General features: G+C 62.1%; 13 protein-coding genes. 6 read left to right on the plus strand and 7 right to left on the minus strand.

Features of this window, described 5'->3' with window-relative positions; all coding sequences use genetic code 11:
* Window positions 1-30 precede the first annotated feature (30 nt).
* Window positions 31-846, plus strand: coding sequence for a septum site-determining protein MinD (gene minD / locus FXN63_RS22510; RefSeq protein ID WP_148817732.1), 816 nt, complete (start codon window positions 31-33; stop codon window positions 844-846).
* A 4-nt stretch (window positions 847-850) separates the two neighbouring features.
* On the plus strand, window positions 851-1,111 hold the full coding sequence (minE, locus tag FXN63_RS22515; RefSeq protein ID WP_148817734.1) for a cell division topological specificity factor MinE: 261 nt from the start codon (window positions 851-853) through the stop codon (window positions 1,109-1,111).
* 150 nt (window positions 1,112-1,261) lie between these two features.
* Here the strand turns inward: minE and FXN63_RS22520 are convergent, their stop codons facing one another.
* Window positions 1,262-1,486, minus strand: coding sequence for a glycine zipper 2TM domain-containing protein (locus FXN63_RS22520; protein ID WP_148817736.1), 225 nt, complete (start codon window positions 1,484-1,486; stop codon window positions 1,262-1,264).
* Between the two features lie 374 nt (window positions 1,487-1,860).
* On the opposite strand from FXN63_RS22520, the gene FXN63_RS22525 reads away from it, so the two are divergent.
* The 4 genes from FXN63_RS22525 to FXN63_RS22540 all read left to right on the plus strand — a co-directional run bounded on the left by FXN63_RS22525 (window position 1,861) and on the right by FXN63_RS22540 (window position 7,681).
* Complete coding sequence (locus tag FXN63_RS22525; RefSeq protein WP_148817738.1) at window positions 1,861-4,983, plus strand: response regulator; 3,123 nt, start codon at window positions 1,861-1,863, stop codon at window positions 4,981-4,983.
* A 68-nt stretch (window positions 4,984-5,051) separates the two neighbouring features.
* Window positions 5,052-5,870: a CheR family methyltransferase gene (locus FXN63_RS22530; RefSeq protein WP_148817740.1), complete on the plus strand. Its 819-nt coding sequence runs from the start codon at window positions 5,052-5,054 to the stop codon at window positions 5,868-5,870.
* Window positions 5,845-6,528: a chemotaxis protein CheB gene (locus FXN63_RS22535; RefSeq protein WP_148817742.1), complete on the plus strand. Its 684-nt coding sequence runs from the start codon at window positions 5,845-5,847 to the stop codon at window positions 6,526-6,528. The genes FXN63_RS22530 and FXN63_RS22535 overlap by 26 nt, the downstream gene beginning before the upstream one ends.
* Window position 6,529: 1 nt before the next feature.
* Window positions 6,530-7,681, plus strand: coding sequence for a hybrid sensor histidine kinase/response regulator (locus FXN63_RS22540; RefSeq protein ID WP_148817744.1), 1,152 nt, complete (start codon window positions 6,530-6,532; stop codon window positions 7,679-7,681).
* 63 nt (window positions 7,682-7,744) lie between these two features.
* Here FXN63_RS22540 and FXN63_RS22545 read toward each other — a convergent pair whose 3' ends face one another.
* From FXN63_RS22545 to ettA, 6 genes are all read right to left on the minus strand, one after another.
* Window positions 7,745-8,734: an ABC transporter substrate binding protein gene (locus tag FXN63_RS22545; RefSeq protein WP_148817746.1), complete on the minus strand. Its 990-nt coding sequence runs from the start codon at window positions 8,732-8,734 to the stop codon at window positions 7,745-7,747.
* Entirely contained in the window at window positions 8,735-11,056 is a 2,322-nt protein-coding gene (locus FXN63_RS22550) for an MFS transporter (protein WP_148817748.1), read from the minus strand.
* Complete coding sequence (locus tag FXN63_RS22555) at window positions 11,053-13,938, minus strand: PP2C family protein-serine/threonine phosphatase (RefSeq protein ID WP_148817750.1); 2,886 nt, start codon at window positions 13,936-13,938, stop codon at window positions 11,053-11,055. The genes FXN63_RS22550 and FXN63_RS22555 overlap by 4 nt, the downstream gene beginning before the upstream one ends.
* Window positions 13,935-14,729 (minus strand): hypothetical protein, encoded by a 795-nt coding sequence (locus FXN63_RS22560; RefSeq protein ID WP_148817752.1) that lies wholly within the window; start codon window positions 14,727-14,729, stop codon window positions 13,935-13,937. The genes FXN63_RS22555 and FXN63_RS22560 overlap by 4 nt, the downstream gene beginning before the upstream one ends.
* 84 nt (window positions 14,730-14,813) lie before the next feature.
* On the minus strand, window positions 14,814-15,620 hold the full coding sequence (locus FXN63_RS22565; protein WP_148817754.1) for a formyltransferase family protein: 807 nt from the start codon (window positions 15,618-15,620) through the stop codon (window positions 14,814-14,816).
* Window positions 15,621-15,800: 180 nt separating this feature from the next.
* The gene (gene ettA, locus FXN63_RS22570) at window positions 15,801-17,468 is read right to left on the minus strand and encodes an energy-dependent translational throttle protein EttA (RefSeq protein WP_148817756.1); all 1,668 of its coding nucleotides are present in this window, start codon (window positions 17,466-17,468) and stop codon (window positions 15,801-15,803) included.
* Between the last annotated feature and the right edge of the window lie 185 nt (window positions 17,469-17,653).

Here is a 17,653-nt window from a genome sequence, read left to right on the forward strand (position 1 = left end):
AACACAACAACCGAAAAGGATCTTCATCCCATGGCACGTATCGTCGTCGTGACCTCAGGCAAGGGCGGAGTCGGCAAGACGACCTCCAGCGCCAGCTTTTCGTCGGGTCTGGCACTGCGCGGTCACAAAACCGCCGTGATCGACTTCGACGTCGGCCTGCGCAATCTCGACTTGATCATGGGCTGCGAACGCCGGGTCGTCTATGACCTGATCAATGTCGTCCAGGGCGAAGCCACCCTGAACCAGGCACTGATTCGCGACAAGCAGCTCGACAATCTTTACATCCTGCCGGCCTCGCAAACGCGCGACAAAGATGCGCTGACCCAGGAAGGCGTGGAACGCGTGCTGAAGGGCCTGGAAGAAATGGGCTTCGAGTACATCGTCTGCGACTCGCCGGCTGGTATCGAAACCGGTGCATTGATGGCGGCGTATTTCGCTGACGACGCACTGGTCGTGACCAACCCGGAAGTGTCGTCGGTGCGTGACTCGGATCGCATTCTGGGCATTCTGTCGGCGAAGTCCAAGCGCGCGCTGGAAGGCGCGGAGCCGGTGAAAGAATATCTGCTGCTGACCCGCTACAGCCCCAAGCGCGTGTTCGACGGCGAAATGCTGTCGATCCGTGATGTCGAAGACATTCTTCGCATCAAGCTGATCGGTGTCGTGCCCGAATCCCAAAGCGTGCTGCAAGCGTCCAACCAAGGCCTGCCTGCCATCCACCTGAAGGGAACCGACGTTTCCGAAGCCTATATGGACGTGGTTGCACGGTACCTGGGCGAAGAAAAGCCGCTGCGTTTCATCGATTACGAAAAGCCTGGTCTGTTCAAACGCCTGTTCGGAGGAAAGTAAACCAATGTCCCTGCTGTCACTTTTCCTTGGACAAAAGAAGGATACGACTGCCAACGTCGCCAAAGAGCGCTTGCAGATTATTCTGGCGCACGAGCGGTCGGGCCGCGGTGCGTCGGCCGATTACCTGCCGCAGCTCCAGAAAGAACTGATGGCGGTGATTTCCAAGTATGTGAATATCAACCCGGACGATATTCGCGTGAATCTGGAACGTGAGGGCAACTTCGAAGTGCTTGAAGTGAAGATCGAAATGCCGTCGGGCAAATAAGGCATGCGATTTTGCGCAGCGTAAATTGCGCAGACGATGAAAAGCCCCGGCATTGAACCGGGGCTTTTTTCTTGCTGAACGAAGACCTGCGGAATATCTGCGACTGCAGGCAGATCACATTGGTGACCCGCCCATTTGCGTCGCAGGTATTTAGCGTCGCTTGCCGACCTGGTCACCGACCACGCCGCCAACCGCAGCGCCAGCAGCCGTGCCCAGCACGCCGCCGCCCAATGCTGCACCGCCGGCTGCACCAATTGCTGCACCGCCTACCGTGCTCTTCTCACGCGAGGACATGCCGTCCCAGGTGCTGCAACCAGCAGCAGCCATAGCAAGCAGGGACACGCCGATCAGCTTCGAAATTTGGCTTGTTTTCATGTTGAGTTCCTCCTGGATATGGGAAGGATCGGCGGCCTCTGCCGCGTCGATCCGCTATGGCGACACCTTCTCAAAACCCGTCACGACTGTCTGTGACCGATCAGGGCATCGTGTCTCAAGGTGTGTCGCTTCATTTACTGTGCCGCTGGCTTGTCATCAGCATTTTCTGTACCCGACCTTATGCGCACTTGCTTACGTACGCGCTACTGATCCAGTGGCAAATCCGTGGAAATTTGGGATAAGGTACGGGGCTTTTTGCATCTTGGTTTCGACATGCTTTTTGCATGCTGCAACTACTTGATGTGATGCTTGTCTGCACGTCCAACCGACCACCCGACATTCGGCATTACGCCCTTCCCGCCCACGGACGCCCCATGCCCACGCCGAAATTTTCTTCGCGCCTGCTACCGCTGATCATCATCGCGTCCTATGCGCTGATTTTCCTGATCGATGTAATTACGCCAGCTGGCTACGCGCCTTGGGTTTTGTATTTTGTACCGGTGGCGCTGACGCTGTTCGGCACGCAACGTTATCTGCCCTTCTTGGTGGCGGCCGTCAGCACGGGTTTGCTGCTCGGCTCGATCTACGCCAAACCCGATGGCGTGGCGCTGCAGTTGATCGTGTGGAATCGCCTGACTGGCGTGGTGGTGGTGTGGGCAATCGCCACCTTGGCGCACCTGTATGTAAAGTCACGCGTCACCCTGCAACGCCAAAGCTGGGTGCAGCAGGCGCAGGTGCTGATTGCGCAGCAAGCCGCCAATGAGCAAAGCCCCGAGCAGGTGGCAGACAAGATGCTGCGCGCGATCACCGATTACCTGGGTGCCAAGGTAGGGGTGGTGTATGCACTGGAAGGCCAGGAATTGCAGCGTCTGGCCACCTGGGCCGTTCCCGACGCCAGTGCCGTGCCCGCTACCTTGAAAGTAGGTGAAGGTCTGACGGGTCAGGCCATTATTGAACAGCGAGTCCTGCATGCATCGAGCATCGGACCGGGATATCTGAAGGTAGGCTCGGCCTTGGGTGAAACGCTGCCGGTAACGGTGGTGGCAGCGCCGCTGACGGGTGATGGCGGCGTAGTCGGCGTCATCGAACTGGGGTTTGTCGGCGACCCGGTGCTGGAAGACATCGTGGCGGTCATGAATGCGCTGGCGCAGAAAGCCGGCATGGCACTGCGCGCGGCCCGTTATCGCAGTCGATTGCATGGCCTGCTGGAAGAAAGCCAGCGCCAGAGCGAAGAACTTCAGGTGCAGCAGGAAGAACTGCGGGTATCCAACGAAGAACTGGAAGAACGCGGCCGTGCCTTGATGGCGTCGCAAGCCAGGCTTGAGACGCAGCAAGCCGAACTTGAACAGACCAACGTCCAGTTGGAAGAACACACCCAAAGCCTGGAGCGCCAGAAGCAACACCTGGTCGCCGCCCAACGCACGCTGGCCGAAAATGCGCAGACGCTGGAACGTGCGAATCAATACAAGTCGGAATTCCTGGCGAACATGTCGCACGAGCTGCGCACGCCACTTAACAGCTCGCTGATTCTTGCCAAGCTGCTGGCCGACAATCGTGACGGCAACCTGACGGCCGATCAGGTTCGCTATGCCAACACCATCCATTCGTCCAATACCGACCTGCTGGTCTTGATCAACGACATTCTCGATCTGGCCAAGGTCGAAGCGGGCCATATCGAAACCGTGATCGAACCGGTTGCGCTGGATGCCGTGCTGCAGTCGCTGGATCGCTCGTTCCAACCGGTCGCCAATGAACGCAATCTGCGCCTGGTGCTGCAACGACAGGCCGGCACCCCAGCATCGATTGCCACCGACAACCAGCGCCTGATGCAGATTCTGCGCAACCTGTTGTCGAACGCATTCAAATTCACGGAAAAGGGTGAAGTGGCGCTGCGCATTGCGCCGGCCCACGACGGGTTCATCCGCTTCGAAGTCAGCGACACCGGCATCGGCATTGCGCCGTCGCAGCGCGACATCATCTTCGAAGCCTTCCAGCAGGCCGATGGCACCATCAGCCGCCAATACGGTGGCAGCGGGCTGGGGCTGTCGATTTCGCGCGAGTTTGCACAGTTGCTGGGCGGGTCGATCGAACTCAGCAGCGAGCTGGGCGCGGGAAGCACCTTTGCGCTGGTGTTGCCGTTGACCCTTGCCCCGATAAGCACCGATCGCCACACCCTGACGTCCGCACCCGAGCATCCGCCGGTGCGCGAATTGCGATCCTATGCCCCGCCCGCGGCGGCACCGGCACCCGCCCCGGCTGCTCCGGTCACCGACACCGTTGGCGCGCCGTCCTTCCCCGATGATCGCGCCCAGCGCACACGCGGTCAGCGCCTGATTCTGACGATTGAAGACGACGCCGCGTTCTCGCAGATTCTGTACGACCTGGCGCACGAACTGGACTTCGATTGCGTCCGTGCGGCCACCGCCCAGGAAGGAATTTCGCTGGCGCGCCAGTTGCAACCCAGCGGGGTCTTGCTGGACATGGGCCTGCCGGACAACTCCGGCCTGCTGGTGCTTGAGCAGCTCAAGCGTGACCCGGCTACCCGGCACATTCCGATCCACGTGATTTCCGTCAACGATCACGTCAGCACGGCACGTCTGTTGGGCGCGGTCGGCTACACCTTCAAGCCGGCCGATCGTGAGAATCTGGTGTCGGTGATTCAGGCGCTGCAAGAACGCACCCAAAAAGATGTTCGCCGCATCCTGGTGGTGGAAGATGACCTGCTGCTGCGCGAGAACATCAAGCTGCTGCTTGAGCCGGTCAGTGGTGATATCGAGGGCGTGGGCACCGTGGCCGATGCGCTGACCGCCCTGTCGGCGCGCAGTTTCGACTGCATGGTGATGGACCTGGCACTGCCCGATGGATCGGGCTACGACCTGCTGGAAAAAATGGCGGGCAACATCGACTATGCGTTCCCGCCTGTGATCGTCTACACCGGCCGCAACCTGAGCGCCGATGAAGAACAGCGTCTGCGTCGCTATTCCAAGTCGATCATCATCAAAGGCGCGCGTTCACCGGAACGCCTGCTTGATGAAGTGACCCTGTTCCTGCACAGCGTGGAAGCTGAACTGCCGGCAGAGCAGCAACGCATGCTGCGCGAAGCGCGGCAACGCGACCAGGCCTTCGAAGGGCGTCGCATTCTGCTGGCCGAAGACGACATCCGCAACATCTTTGCCTTGTCGCAGGTGATCGAGCCGCTGGGCGCGCATCTGGAGATCGCACGCAATGGCCGCGAGGCACTCGATTTGCTGCAGCGTCACCCGGATCTGGACCTGGTTTTGATGGACATCATGATGCCGGAGATGGATGGCATTACCGCCATGCAGGAAATTCGTCAGACCTTGAAGATGACCAAGTTGCCGATCATTGCGCTGACCGCCAAGGCCATGCCGGCCGACCGCGAGCGTTGCCTGGAAGCCGGTGCCAATGACTACATCTCCAAGCCGATCGATGTCGACAAGCTGTTGTCGCTGTGCCGGGTCTGGTTGCCGCACTGAGCATGCCTGCGCGGTTCCCTCGTTGTCTTTCGCTTGCCCTTAATCGCTGACTCATTCATCGCTACGCCATGCCGCGTTCCACCCCCGACATCGAACTGACGCTGCTGCTTGAGGCCATCTACCTCAAGTATCAGCACGACTTCCGCGACTACTCGCGGGTGTCCATGCGGCGTCGTATCGAGCAGGCAAGAGCCCACTTCGATTGCTCCACTGTGTCGCAACTGCAAGACCGTGTGCTGAACGAAGAAGGCGTCTTTTCGCAAATGCTGGGCTTTCTGACGGTACAGGTCAGCGAGCTGTTCCGTGACCCATCCTACTTCCGGGCAATCCGCGAAAAAGTGGTGCCCATCTTGCAGACCTATCCGTCGATCAAGGTATGGGTAGCCGGATGCAGCTCGGGTGAGGAACTATGGTCGCTGGCGATTCTGTTCGAAGAAGAAGGCCTGAGCGCACGCACCCTGTTCTACGCAACCGATATCAACCCGGAAGCGCTGCGCACAGCGCAGGCAGGCATCTACCCGACGGCAGCGCTGGTTGCTGGCAGTCGCAACTATGTGGAAGCTGGTGGTAAGCGGTCACTATCAGACTACTACCACGCTGCCTATGGGTCGGCGAGTTTTGCGCGCAGCCTGCAACCGCAGGTGGTGTTTGCCGACCACAGCCTGGCCACCGACAGCGTGTTCTCTGAAGTCCACCTGGTGTCGTGCCGCAACGTGCTGATCTATTTCAACCACGAGCTGCAGAACCGCGCGTTTTCGCTGTTCCGCGATTCGCTGGTGCGACGCGGTTTCCTGGGCCTGGGCAGCAAGGAAAGCCTGCGCTTTTCTGCCGCCACGGCCGACTTCGACGATTTCGACCGCAATGAACGCATCTACCAAAGGCGCTGACGTGGGGGCCAACACTGATCAGCCCGTCAGCGCGTCATTGTCGGCGCAACTGGCCTGTCCCTACGATGCAATCGTGATTGGCGCGTCCACCGGCGGCATCGATGCGCTGGGCATGTTGCTGCCCGCGCTGCCTGCCGCCTTGCCGGCGTCGGTCATGGTCGTGGTGCATATTCCGCCCCAGCGTGACAGCCTGTTGCCCAGTTTGTTTCAGGGTAAGTGCGCACTCCCGGTAACAGAGGCTGAATCCCGCGAACCGATTCGGCTCGGACACGTATACTTCGCCCCGCCGGATTATCATCTGATGGTTGAGTCGGACCGCACCTGGGCACTGTCCCACGATGCATTGGTTCATTATTCGCGACCATCGATCGACGTCTTGTTTGAAACCGCAGCCTGGAGCTATGGTCCAAGATTGTTGGGCATCTTGCTGACCGGTGCCAACGAAGATGGTGCACGCGGCATGCAGGCCATTGCCCAAGCCGGCGGCACCACCTGGGCGCAGTCGCCAGACACCGCATTGGCAAGCGTCATGCCACAATCGGCGATTGCACTTGGCAGCGTCGAGCACGTACTTTCGCTTTCGCAGATGGCAAGTCGGCTGCGAAATCTCTGTGACACCACAGCTATGCTCACCACGCACCGAGACAAGGGACCATGAGATGGCGCCAGCAGTAAAAATCCTTGTTGTCGATGACATCGAGCAGAACCTGATTGCACTCGACGCCCTGGTCGCGCGCCCCGACCTGATCCTGCTCAAGGCAACGTCCGGTGCGGAAGCACTTGAATTGCTGCTTGAGCACGATGTGGCCCTGGCATTGGTCGACGTGCAAATGCCCGGCATGGACGGCTTCGAGCTGGCCGAGTTCATGCGCGGCAGCCCGCGCACCCGGCACGTTCCCATCATCTTCCTGACCGCCACCGACCGCAGCCAGCAGCGTACCTTCCGTGGCTACGAAGCCGGTGCCGTCGACTTCCTGTACAAGCCTTTCGATCCGCACATTCTGCGCAGCAAGCTGCAAACCTTCGTGCAGTTGCATGCGCAGAAACTGCAACTGGCCGAGCAGTTGGAAGTGCAGCAGCAATTGCTGCGCACCAACGAATTGTTCGTGGCGGTGCTCGGGCACGATTTGCGCACGCCGCTGGCCGCCGTGATGACGGCCGCCGAAGTGCTGTCGCGCATTGGCGGCGATGAACGGGTGCTGGGTGCAGCCAGCCGGATTCGCAACAGCACACGACGCATGACGCGCATGGTCAACCAGTTGCTGGACTTGGCACGCGTGCGCGCAGGGCAAGTTGGTTTGCAGCGCGAGATGCTGGACATGGGACGAGTCTGTCGCGACATCGTCGACGAAATTTCCCCGCCGTCGGCTGAACAGCGCGTCAGCGTCGACACCAATGGCGACACGCTGGGCTACTGGGATGTAGACCGTATTTCACAGGTGCTGTCGAACCTGATCGGCAACGCCTTGCAGCACGGCGACCCAGGCCAGATGGTGTCGGTACACATCGACGGCAGCCAGAGCGAAACCTTGCGCCTGTCGGTACAGAACGCCGGGATCATCCCGCCCGAAAAGATCGCCAAGCTGTTCGAACCCTTCCAGTCTGGCGCACCGCGCCCTGCCAACAGCCCGGGTCTGGGCCTGGGTCTGTACATTGCCAATGAACTGGTGCGGGTGCACGGCGGCTCGCTGAGCGTCTGCTCTGGCGTGGCGCGCGGGACGGTGTTCGAGATGATGTTGCCGCGCAAGGACGACGTCGAACGCAGCCCGGTTGATCTGGCCCCGGCAGCACAAAGCCCGGCGCTCAGGTAGGCGTCTGGTCGGCAGAACCTGCCTGCTGACGCCTTGCTCGTTGACGCCTTGCCCGTTGACGCCTTACTCGCTGACCTCTGCAAACTGCAGCAGCTTCATCGGCGGATAAAGCTTCAGCGCACGCGCCGCCTTCATGTTGATCAGCACCGAATGGCGCGTCAGCGTCGGTGACACCAGATTGCCCGGCGTCTTATCGTGGAAAAGGATCTGCGCGGCCTGGTAGCCGGCAATCTGACCGACCCCGGGCAAGGGGCTGATCAAGCCGATCAGGATATCGCCCGCCCGATACGACGGTTCCTGCGCGGTGAACATCGGGATGCCGAACGCCACCGCCCCTTCGCTGATCGGATCGATATAGCGCAAGGTGAAGGTCGAGCCCACGTAGTAGATGAAGTCGGGCTTGGCATCGGCCAGGCGCTGCAATGCCGGCGCGATGATGGCAGGCGCATTCGTGCCGCTTGCCAGCGCGTCGGGCAATTTTTCCTCGATCACCTTGAACCCGCGCTTCTGCATGGCCAGACGCGCCTCGGCGGCTTGCGACACGGCGGCAGGCTCATCGGTGTTGTAGATCATGCCGATGGTCTTGATGTCGCGGTAGGCGCTCAGCACGTTCAACTGCGCATCCAGCGGCACGGCCGTGTTCGCACCCGCCACGTTCGGACGGCCCGACACCTCGGTATCGCGCGAAATCTTCGACGCCACCGGATTACCCACGTACATGTACACCACCGGAATGTCGGTCAGGTGGCGGGCGGGATCAACGGCGTCGATCGGCCCGATGGCTGCCAGCGTAATGCCGGTGCCCCAGGTCGCCACCAGATCGGGGCGCGTCTTGCGCGCCTCGGCCACGAACTCGGCGACCTTGCGCACATCGCCATTGGCGTCGCGCACGATGAACTGCGCCGGCCCCTGACTTTCCACATAACGCTGGAAACCCAGACACACCTCTTCACAGCCGCGATTGGTGATGATCATCACCCGTTTGGTGGCCTGTGCCCACGCACTTGTCGACAGCAGGCACAGCGCCAATACCCACGCGCATCGTTTGATCATTCAAGCAGTCTCCCTGCGTGTGCTGAGCATCTGGGCCAGCGCACACACCAGCAGTATCCATCCAATGGTGGCAGCGGTGCCGCCATATCCCCACAAACCGATCAGCAAGGCCGCCAGCAGCGGGGCCAGCATCGCGCCCACGCGTTCGACCATGCGATACACACCGATCGCCACTGCGGGTGCCACACCAGCCAGGTCGTGCTCGCCCAGCCGCAGTACCAGCGCGCCTTGCGCTGCAAAGCCTGCGGCCCAGGCCACGCCGATCAAGGCCACACAGGCCACGATTGTCACCGGCGAGGTGGCCATGCCGCCAATCAGCCCGGCCACGCCGAACAAGGTCAGCGCAACCGTCACCAGCAACGCATGTTTGTTGTGTTTGTCTGCCCAGCGCGCCGACGGCACGTTAAGGGCGATCACCAACAGGAAGTAGGCCATCATCGCCACCCCGACGAACGAGGCGCGTTCACCCATCGCGGTGAGTGCAAGCGGCGTCCAGTAGAACAGCAAGCCCTGCTGCACGATCTGCATGGGCAGTGCCACCAGCAACAGCAGGCGCAGGAAACGCGGCTGGCGCAACAGCAGGCCCAAGGCCGCCATCAGCGGTGCCTTGGCGGCTTGCACCAGCGGAGCAATGTGCGGCAGACGGGTCAGCGCCACCGCCGACAGGCCGCAGAAACCCAGCCCGGCGACAAATACCCACGGGATGCCTGCGCGGTCTGCCAGCAAGGAACCCAGGCCCGCACCGCAGATGCCGGCGGCCACATACGCGGCCAGGTAAAGCGCCATGCCGCGCGCACGGCCGCCACCACTGCGGCCGATGTAGTCGAAGGCGGCAATGCTGATGAAACCGAAACTCGCACCTGCCAGCAGACGGGCCACGCAAAGACTCAGCAAGGAGTCCGACATCAGCGCCAGAATCTGCCCCATCGAGGCGGGGATCAAACCCAGCCAGAACAGGCGTCGCGGGCCGTGACGCGAGGCATAACGACCCGCCAGCGGCGACACCAACGCCACTGCCAGCAGGAACAGCGAGATCGGCAAGGTAGCGCGCACCGCATCGGGCAGCGCCGCAAACGGGGCGAACATCGACGCCAGCCAGGTGCCGTCCCAGGCGCGAGGCAAGGGACGTGATGCCAGTTGCGCCGCCCACACCGGCAGGAACGCACGCGGCAGTTCTGAGGCCAGGAAGAACAGGAACAAGGGCAGGCGCAGACGTACGCCGCGCTCGGCATCGGCGTTGCCGCCTGTGGGGTTCAAGCCATGCAGCACTTCCAGGCTGATCAACATGCCGATGATCAGCAAGGTGGCGAATTCCAGTGCCACCTGACGGGTTCGTTCCACCAGTGCACGCGGGTCGATGCCGACGTTCAGCGTGGCCACGGTTTCACCCTGCACGCGCAGCGGGAAGGCCTGCGACAGATCGGCCACTCGGCCGGCAGCTTCGACCTGATACAGCGTGCGACCGTCGGGCGTGTCAATGGACAACTGGGCGAATTCCGGGCCGTTGTCCAGCGCCGGCCGCAACCAGTCTTCCGCGCCGCGCAGTTCCGCGAGCGGAATGCCCAGGGTCAATGCACGTTCGAGTTCCGGCTTGATGGTGTTGGCCAGCGCGGTCGCCAAGCGGGGCGCATCGAAGGCGCTTACACGGGCAAACGCGTGATAGGCGCTCCACGCAATCGCGCATTGCAGGCCCAGCAGCAGCAAGGCCACCAGAATGCCCACACGGCGGCCGGCACGGCCCGGATCATCGGCATGCTGGCGCACGATGCGCGGATACAGCACCAGCAGCAGCAACACCGCCAGCGCCGCAGACACCAGACCAACCGGCCACAGTTCGGAAAATGTCGTACTGGTCTGCTGGGCGGCGTCGCTCAGACTGTAGTCGAGCGCCAGCCATCCGGCATCGCCCCCGAAGGCATTGTGCAGACGCCATACCGTGGTCGCACGATCGTCGACCGTGATGGTGCCCAGCCGGCCTTGCACCGCCGCACGCGCAAGCGCCCAGCGCTCGAACGCCGCCGGGCCTACCCGCACGACTACTTGTCCATCGTTGCGCAACACACTGACCGACAACAGGCCGGGCGACTGCGACAGCCCGGTTGCAAGCAGGCTGCGCAGGCTGGGCGTGTCTTCCAGTTCCAGGCCCAGCGCCAATTGGGCTTCAAGCGTCTGGCCCAGATCGGACACCAGCAGGCCATGACGCGCGCGCTCGCGCGCTTCAAACGTAGATGCGAATTTGCCGTGGTTCAGGAACAGCAGCAAGACCGCGCCAAACACCAGCAGCAGCGCACTTGCCACATATAAACGTCGAACCGGTTTCACTCATCCACTCCGTAGCGCACCATCAGGCAGGTAATGTCATCGGCCTGTGCGCTACCCGCCTCAAAACGTTTGATCATTGCGACCACCTCGGCAGGAATGGCGCGGACCGGCATGGCTTGCATCTTCGTCAGACCATCTACCAGGCGATCCTCGCCAAATAGCTGCAGGGCCGGATCGCAGGCTTCGGTCACGCCATCGGTGAACATGAACAAGCCATCGCCCCGCGCCAGGGTAAGGCGGTTCTCGGCGTACTCGATACCGTCCATCACCGCCAAGGCCATGCCATTGGTACGCGGCACCGTCTCGACCTGTCCGTTCGCACGCAGCACGTAAGGCGGGTTGTGGCCGGCGTTGGCGTAGACCAGCGACCCATCACGCGTATCGAGAATCGCATAGAACAAGGTGACGAACATCATCTCCTCGTTATCAGCCGCCAGAAGGTCGTTCAGCCGCACCATGCATGGGCCGGGGCTGTCACTGAACTGCGCGATCGCGCGCAGCAGCGTGCGCGATACCGCCATGAAGAATGCGGCCGGCACGCCCTTGCCCGAGACATCGGCCATGACCAGCGCGACACGGTGCGCGTCCAGCGCGAAGAAGTCGTAGAAGTCGCCGCCCACTTCCTTGGCCGGGATCATGGTGGCATGAATGGCCAAGCCCGGATGCGCATCGAACTTGCGCGGCAAAATCGACAACTGCATGTTGCGGGCGATTTCCAGTTCCTGCTGCAAGGCAATGAACTGTGTCTTGGCACGCAGCGCTTCGCGCAGTTCTGCCACCAGTCGGTCAAGCTCCTGGTACTGCTCGCCCACACGGCCCACCAGGTTCTGGAAGCCCAGCGCCAGCACCCCGAACTCATCGACCAGACGTTCCAGCAGCGGATCGTCGGATTCTGTGTTCTCAGGCGCAGGCTGGCCAGCGTGCTCGATGCGTTCCAGGTCATCCAGAATCGCTTTGCGGGCGTCTTCGTCCAGACGCTCGGCCAGTTGCATCATCTGATGGCGAATGAAGCGTGCCTGTCTGCGCCCCTGACGTTCGCGCGAACGCTTCAGCGTTTCCAGCGCATCGATTTTCTCGCCCAGACGACGCGCCGATTGATTCAGGCTGTCGACCTCGGCGCTTTCGCGTTTCTGTTCGGGTTCGACCGTGGCCTGATGCCCGCGCGCCAGACGTTCCAGGCGGGCAATCGCCCCCAGCAGCGGATCGAACAAACGGTTGATGTAGCCCAGCGCCAGCAAGGCCATCACAGCGGCGGCAGCCAGCAACAGCACACCGATGCCTGCCTGCGCCAGTTCGGTTCCAAGCGGCAAGGGCAAACGGGTCACCAAGGTGCCCAGATCATGTCCGCCCGGTCCGTGGAAAGGCTGCGAGGCAATCACCCCGGCGGGTGTCTCCACACGCTGACTCTTGCGGCCGTTGAGCCGCCATTCAGACGCCAGGGCCTGTGACTCAGGGCCGGTATCGGCCAGCGGTTGTCCACGCAGATCGACCGCCGTGGCGCGCACACCCAGGCGCTCAGACAAGTGCCCCAGGCTGACCGACAAGGGACGCGAGGCCACCAGCAACACGTCGCCCACCGCGCTGGACAGGCGCTGCACCACACCCACCTGGTAATTGCGCGCGGCGTTCTGCCAGACGCCTGCCATCCGGTTGCTGCCCGCAAGCGGGCTGCGGGTGGCGGCGTCCAGGCTCACGTCTTCCTGGCGCGCACTGGTGGCGAGCAGGTCACCGTCGTTCTCGAAGACCGTCAGCTGAACTTCATTGATCGTGGCCAGCGGCGTAAGCGCTGCCCGCAGGTCGTCGGCATTGCCCAGGGCCAGCGCCGCACGCACCGACGGGTCGATGGTGACGTCGTTCAAGACCTCGCCGATCCGGGTGTGTTCGCGTTCCAGCACCGACTGCCACGCGACTTCCAGCGTGCGCGCCCCACCCGCCGCCAATTGCTGGTTCGCAGATTGGCGCTGCAAGTGCTGATCCAGGCTCATGGCTGCCGCCACCAGCCCGATGGCCAGCACGGCCACCACGATTACCCGATGCGCCAGGCGGGTACGCGCCGCTGCACGTTCGGCAGCACTGGCCCCCTCGGACGCACCCAGCCGCACCGTCAGGCCACTCGCCAATTCGTCCAGACCTTGCAGCACGGCGGGGTCAAAGTGGGCAGCGCGCACTTCTGCAATCTTCTGGATCACCGCTTCCGTGCGCATGCGAACACGCAGCACCCGTTCGGCCAGTGTGGCAAGCAAAGCCGTGGCCGGATCACGCACCAAGGGAATCGACAGCCAGGGCAGGCCGCCGTTGCGCAGCTCGGTGGCAGCGCGCTCGTAGTCGCGCATGGGTTCAAGCAGTCGGCGACGCACGCTGCGCAACGTCAACAAGGCGGCTGCCATGGCCAGGGCAATCGCCACGGCGGCACTGGCCAGCCATGCTCCGCTCAGATCCTGGATGGCTTCACACACCACCAGCAACGAAGCCACCACCTGACCATCGCGCGTACGCAGCGGGATCAGCCGGGCACCTGCGGGCAATTTGGTCGGATCGGCCGACACATCGATGACCGGGCCGACACCCGACACCCGCTGCCCGGCTGCGTTGTACAAAGCCAGAGAACTGACGATGGGATTGGCGTCCACGATATCGGCCAGCCACGGGTCCACGCCCACCAGCTGATCGACCGGAATGCCATATGACAGCGCAAGTTCCAGCGGTCGGCCCACGGCGTTGCCGATCGTCAGCGCAGTCTGATTGAGTTCAGCCGTCACCAGCGGGGTGGCCGTGCGTGTGGTCAGCACGCCATTGGCAATGACGGCCGCCGCCAGGATCGCAAACACAATGCCGGTGCACTGCAGCCACAGGCTGCGCAAATCGAGTCGCATCGTGCTCATCCCAGGTCCAGATCGTCGAGACGGTCGGCTTCGCGGTCGGCAACATCAAGCTCGCGCTCACGTTCCGCCAGCGCGCTGCTGACATCCTGCCCCGGCAAGGTTTGTCCCGCCGTACTCGCAGCCAGGGCCAAGCCTGTTGCACCAGCGGCAGCACCGCCAGCAAGCAGGGATGCCCGCGCCCCGTCGAGCCGGCGTTCGACACGCCGATACGCCAGCCAACCCAGGCCGCCAGCGGCGGCCAGCAGCACCAGCCACAGCGCAGCACCAGCATGCCAGCGCTGCAACAGCACCGACAGCAGATCGGTACGCGTGGCGGTGCGATAGCGCATCACCACACCACCCACAGTCTTGTCGAAACCATTGACGAGCGACAGGCACTGCAATGCGCCGATATCGTCTTCGCCCTGCCAGGGCGCTTGACGTGCGGCCAGACAAGGCGCACGCCAGGCATCGGGCACCAGCGCGGCCACACCACCGCTGTCGGTGCTGAACAGAATGCGGCCGGCATCATCGAACACGTCAATCGACAGAATGTCGCGGTCTTCCGTGCGATGGCGATCAATCAGCGTTTGCGCACCCGGCAGCCCGGGCAGCAGCAGGCCCAGGTGCAGGCCGCCTTCCATGGCGGCACGCACGCTGTTCAAACTGAATTGGAAACGGCTTTCCCGCATGGCGGCGCTGTCGCGACTGAGCGCCGACAACCAGAAACCGCCACTGCTGACCAACACCAGCACCAACAGCAAACCCACCATGGCCGCGAACCGCCACGTCAGCGACGGGCCCCGCTTCATGAGCGCGCCAACGAATCGACGCCGAAACCGTCAAGCGCCGGACAGCGCCGGTTCAACACGAAGACGAAGGCTGCAGCCATGATGTCAACTAGGTAGGTAACGACCAAGCAGGTCGAGATAATCGGTGGAGTCGATCAAGCGTCGTCCGCTTGCGCGGAACGCTTCGAAATCGGCCGACGTGGGTTTGGGCACGTAACGGGTATTGGCCTTGTCCTGCGGAATGGCAGGCAACTTCTGACCATCGCCAAGCGCCATGACGGTCTCGGCAATCATTTCCGCGCCGTTGGCGTAGTTGGCAAGCCAGTTCATGAAGAACGACTTGTTGTAGTCGAGTTCCATGCGGCGCACGGTCACGATCGGGCCGGTGTCGATGCCACGGTCGATCCAGTGCAAGGAGCAGGCGGCGTGCGTATCGCCGTCTTTCATGCACCAGAAGGTGGGATTGACGCCCGCACGTTCGGGCAGCGCGCCGGAATGCAGATTGAGTGCACCCAGGCGCGGCACATCGAGCGCCTCGGGCTTGAAGATGAAACCGAACTGGAAGGACACGATCAGATCAGGTGCGGCTTCCTGCACCGCACGGGTCAGATCGGCACTGGCAATGTGGCCGTGTTCCTGGATCGGAACACTGTATCGGGCGCTGAGGCCACGAAACGACAGCTGCGTGGCATCGGCTTGCGGCGATGCGTCGAGCAAGGGGAACAACAGACGATTCGGCAGATCCTGCTCGAATGCCTTCATCCAGCCAAGCTCCGCCACGGAGTCGGTTTCAGGGCGAACGCGATTGGCGAGCAATACGTCGACTTGATGGACCGGCGCAAGAATAGGCAGCAACTGGTTCAACATCATGTTGCCGACCAGATCACGCTTGGTGCAAAGCAGGACTTTCACGGGGTCTCCGACAGGGGAATGACAATCGCACACCCCCGGACGGACGCGGGCGATGACGCCGAAACAAATGGAAACGCAGGCGATGATAGCAGTTGGTCATTACCTGCGGGACATACAAAGCGACGCCAGCAAAATATGGCCGGTGCCCCGAAAATAGGCACACCGGCCGATAGTTCCCGCTTACTTCAGGGGTTTGTAGCGCAGGCGCTTGGGTTTCGCGCCCTCTTCGCCCAGGCGACGCTTTTTGTCAGCTTCGTATTCCTGGTAGTTACCGTCGAAGAAGGTCACCTTCGAGTCGCCTTCAAACGACAGAATGTGGGTGGCGATCCGATCCAGGAACCAGCGATCGTGGCTGATCACCAACACGCTGCCGGCGAATTCCAGCAAGGCGTCTTCCAGCGCACGCAGGGTTTCCACGTCGATGTCGTTGGACGGCTCGTCCAGCATCAGCACGTTGCCGCCCGCGATCAGCGTCTTGGCCAGGTGCAGACGGCCACGCTCACCACCCGACAGCTTGCCCACGAACTTGCCCTGATCGCCGCCCTTGAAGTTGAAGCGACCCAGATAGGCACGCGCCGGCATCTCGAAGCGACCCACCGTCAGCATGTCGGCACCGTCGGAGATGACGTCGAACACCGTCTTGTCATCTTCCAACGCGTCACGCGTCTGTTCGACGTAGGCGGTCTTCACGGTCGAACCCAGCACGACTTCACCGCTATCGGGTTTTTCCTGACCAGCGATCATGCGGAACAGCGTCGACTTACCGGCACCGTTGGGGCCGATGATGCCAACGATGGCACCCGGCGGAATCTTGAAGCTCAGGTCATCGATCAGCAGACGATCGCCGTAGGCCTTGCTGACATTCTTGAACTCGATCACTTCATTGCCCAGGCGATCGGCCACGGGGATGAAGATTTCCGAGGTTTCGTTGCGGCGCTGATATTCGTGCGAGCTGAGTTCCTCGAAGCGCGCAATACGCGACTTCGACTTGGCCTGACGCGCCTTGGGGTTCTGGCGCACCCACTCCAGTTCCTTCTTGATGGTCTTCTGGCGGGCAGACTCAGACGCCTCTTCCTGCACCAGACGCGCATCCTTCTGTTCCAGCCACGAGCTGTAGTTGCCCTTCCACGGAATACCGTGGCCGCGATCCAGTTCCAGAATCCACTCGGCAGCGTTGTCCAGGAAGTAGCGATCGTGGGTCACGGCCACCACGGTGCCCGGGAACTTCTGCAGGAATTGCTCAAGCCAATCGACGCTTTCCGCATCCAGGTGATTGGTCGGCTCATCGAGCAGCAGCATGTCGGGCTTGGACAGCAGCAGCTGGCACAGCGCCACGCGGCGCTTTTCACCACCGGACAGGTTGCCGATGATGGCGTCCCAGGGCGGCAGGCGCAGCGAGTCGGCCGCGATTTCAAGCTGGTGTTCCACATCATTGCCCGAGCTACCGGCCGCGATGATGGCTTCCAGTTCACCTTGTTCGGTGGCCAGCGCGTCGAAGTCGGCGTCCGGCTCGGCGTACAGCGCATAGACCTCGTCCAGACGCTTCTTGGCGGCGAACACGGCACCCAGACCTTCTTCGACTGCTTCGCGCACGGTATGCGCGGGGTTCAGTTGCGGTTCTTGCGGCAGATAACCGATGTGCAGGTTGGGCATCGGCGTGGCTTCGCCCTCGATGTCCTTGTCCACACCCGCCATGATCTTCAGCAGCGTGGACTTGCCGGAGCCGTTCAGGCCCAGCACGCCGATCTTGGCACCGGGGAAGAATGACAGCGAAATGTCGCGCAGAATCTGCCGCTTCGGCGGAACCGTCTTGCCGACGCGGTGCATGGAGAATACGAATTGGGCCATCTGTTACCTGAAGAATGGGTGGGGATGTAATGCGAGGCTTTGCCGCCAATTCAACGCGCGGGCGGGTCGAAACTGTTTGGGGCAAATGTGCTGATAGGGTCAATCATAGCCAATTGACCGGATGTACAGCCGCTTCCACAGTGCGAGGGGCCGCATTGCAACGCCCGGTTATCATGCATACCCCC

Origin of the sequence: Pigmentiphaga aceris, from assembly GCF_008119665.1 — a bacterium.
GTDB classification, from domain to species: domain Bacteria; phylum Pseudomonadota; class Gammaproteobacteria; order Burkholderiales; family Burkholderiaceae_B; genus Pigmentiphaga; species Pigmentiphaga aceris.

Excerpts from the sequence above, each read along its gene's own strand:
- FXN63_RS22560 (WP_148817752.1), bottom strand. The coding sequence starts at position 14,729 with ATGAAGCGGGGCCCGTCGCTGACGTGGCGGTTCGCGGCCATGGTGGGT.
- FXN63_RS22525 (WP_148817738.1), top strand. The coding sequence starts at position 1,861 with ATGCCCACGCCGAAATTTTCTTCGCGCCTGCTACCGCTGATCATCATC.
- minE (WP_148817734.1), top strand. The coding sequence starts at position 851 with ATGTCCCTGCTGTCACTTTTCCTTGGACAAAAGAAGGATACGACTGCC.
- FXN63_RS22535 (WP_148817742.1), top strand. The coding sequence starts at position 5,845 with ATGAACGCATCTACCAAAGGCGCTGACGTGGGGGCCAACACTGATCAG.
- FXN63_RS22530 (WP_148817740.1), top strand. The coding sequence starts at position 5,052 with ATGCCGCGTTCCACCCCCGACATCGAACTGACGCTGCTGCTTGAGGCC.
- minD (WP_148817732.1), top strand. The coding sequence starts at position 31 with ATGGCACGTATCGTCGTCGTGACCTCAGGCAAGGGCGGAGTCGGCAAG.
- FXN63_RS22545 (WP_148817746.1), bottom strand. The coding sequence starts at position 8,734 with ATGATCAAACGATGCGCGTGGGTATTGGCGCTGTGCCTGCTGTCGACA.
- FXN63_RS22520 (WP_148817736.1), bottom strand. The coding sequence starts at position 1,486 with ATGAAAACAAGCCAAATTTCGAAGCTGATCGGCGTGTCCCTGCTTGCT.
- FXN63_RS22540 (WP_148817744.1), top strand. The coding sequence starts at position 6,530 with ATGGCGCCAGCAGTAAAAATCCTTGTTGTCGATGACATCGAGCAGAAC.
- FXN63_RS22555 (WP_148817750.1), bottom strand. The coding sequence starts at position 13,938 with ATGAGCACGATGCGACTCGATTTGCGCAGCCTGTGGCTGCAGTGCACC.
- ettA (WP_148817756.1), bottom strand. The coding sequence starts at position 17,468 with ATGGCCCAATTCGTATTCTCCATGCACCGCGTCGGCAAGACGGTTCCG.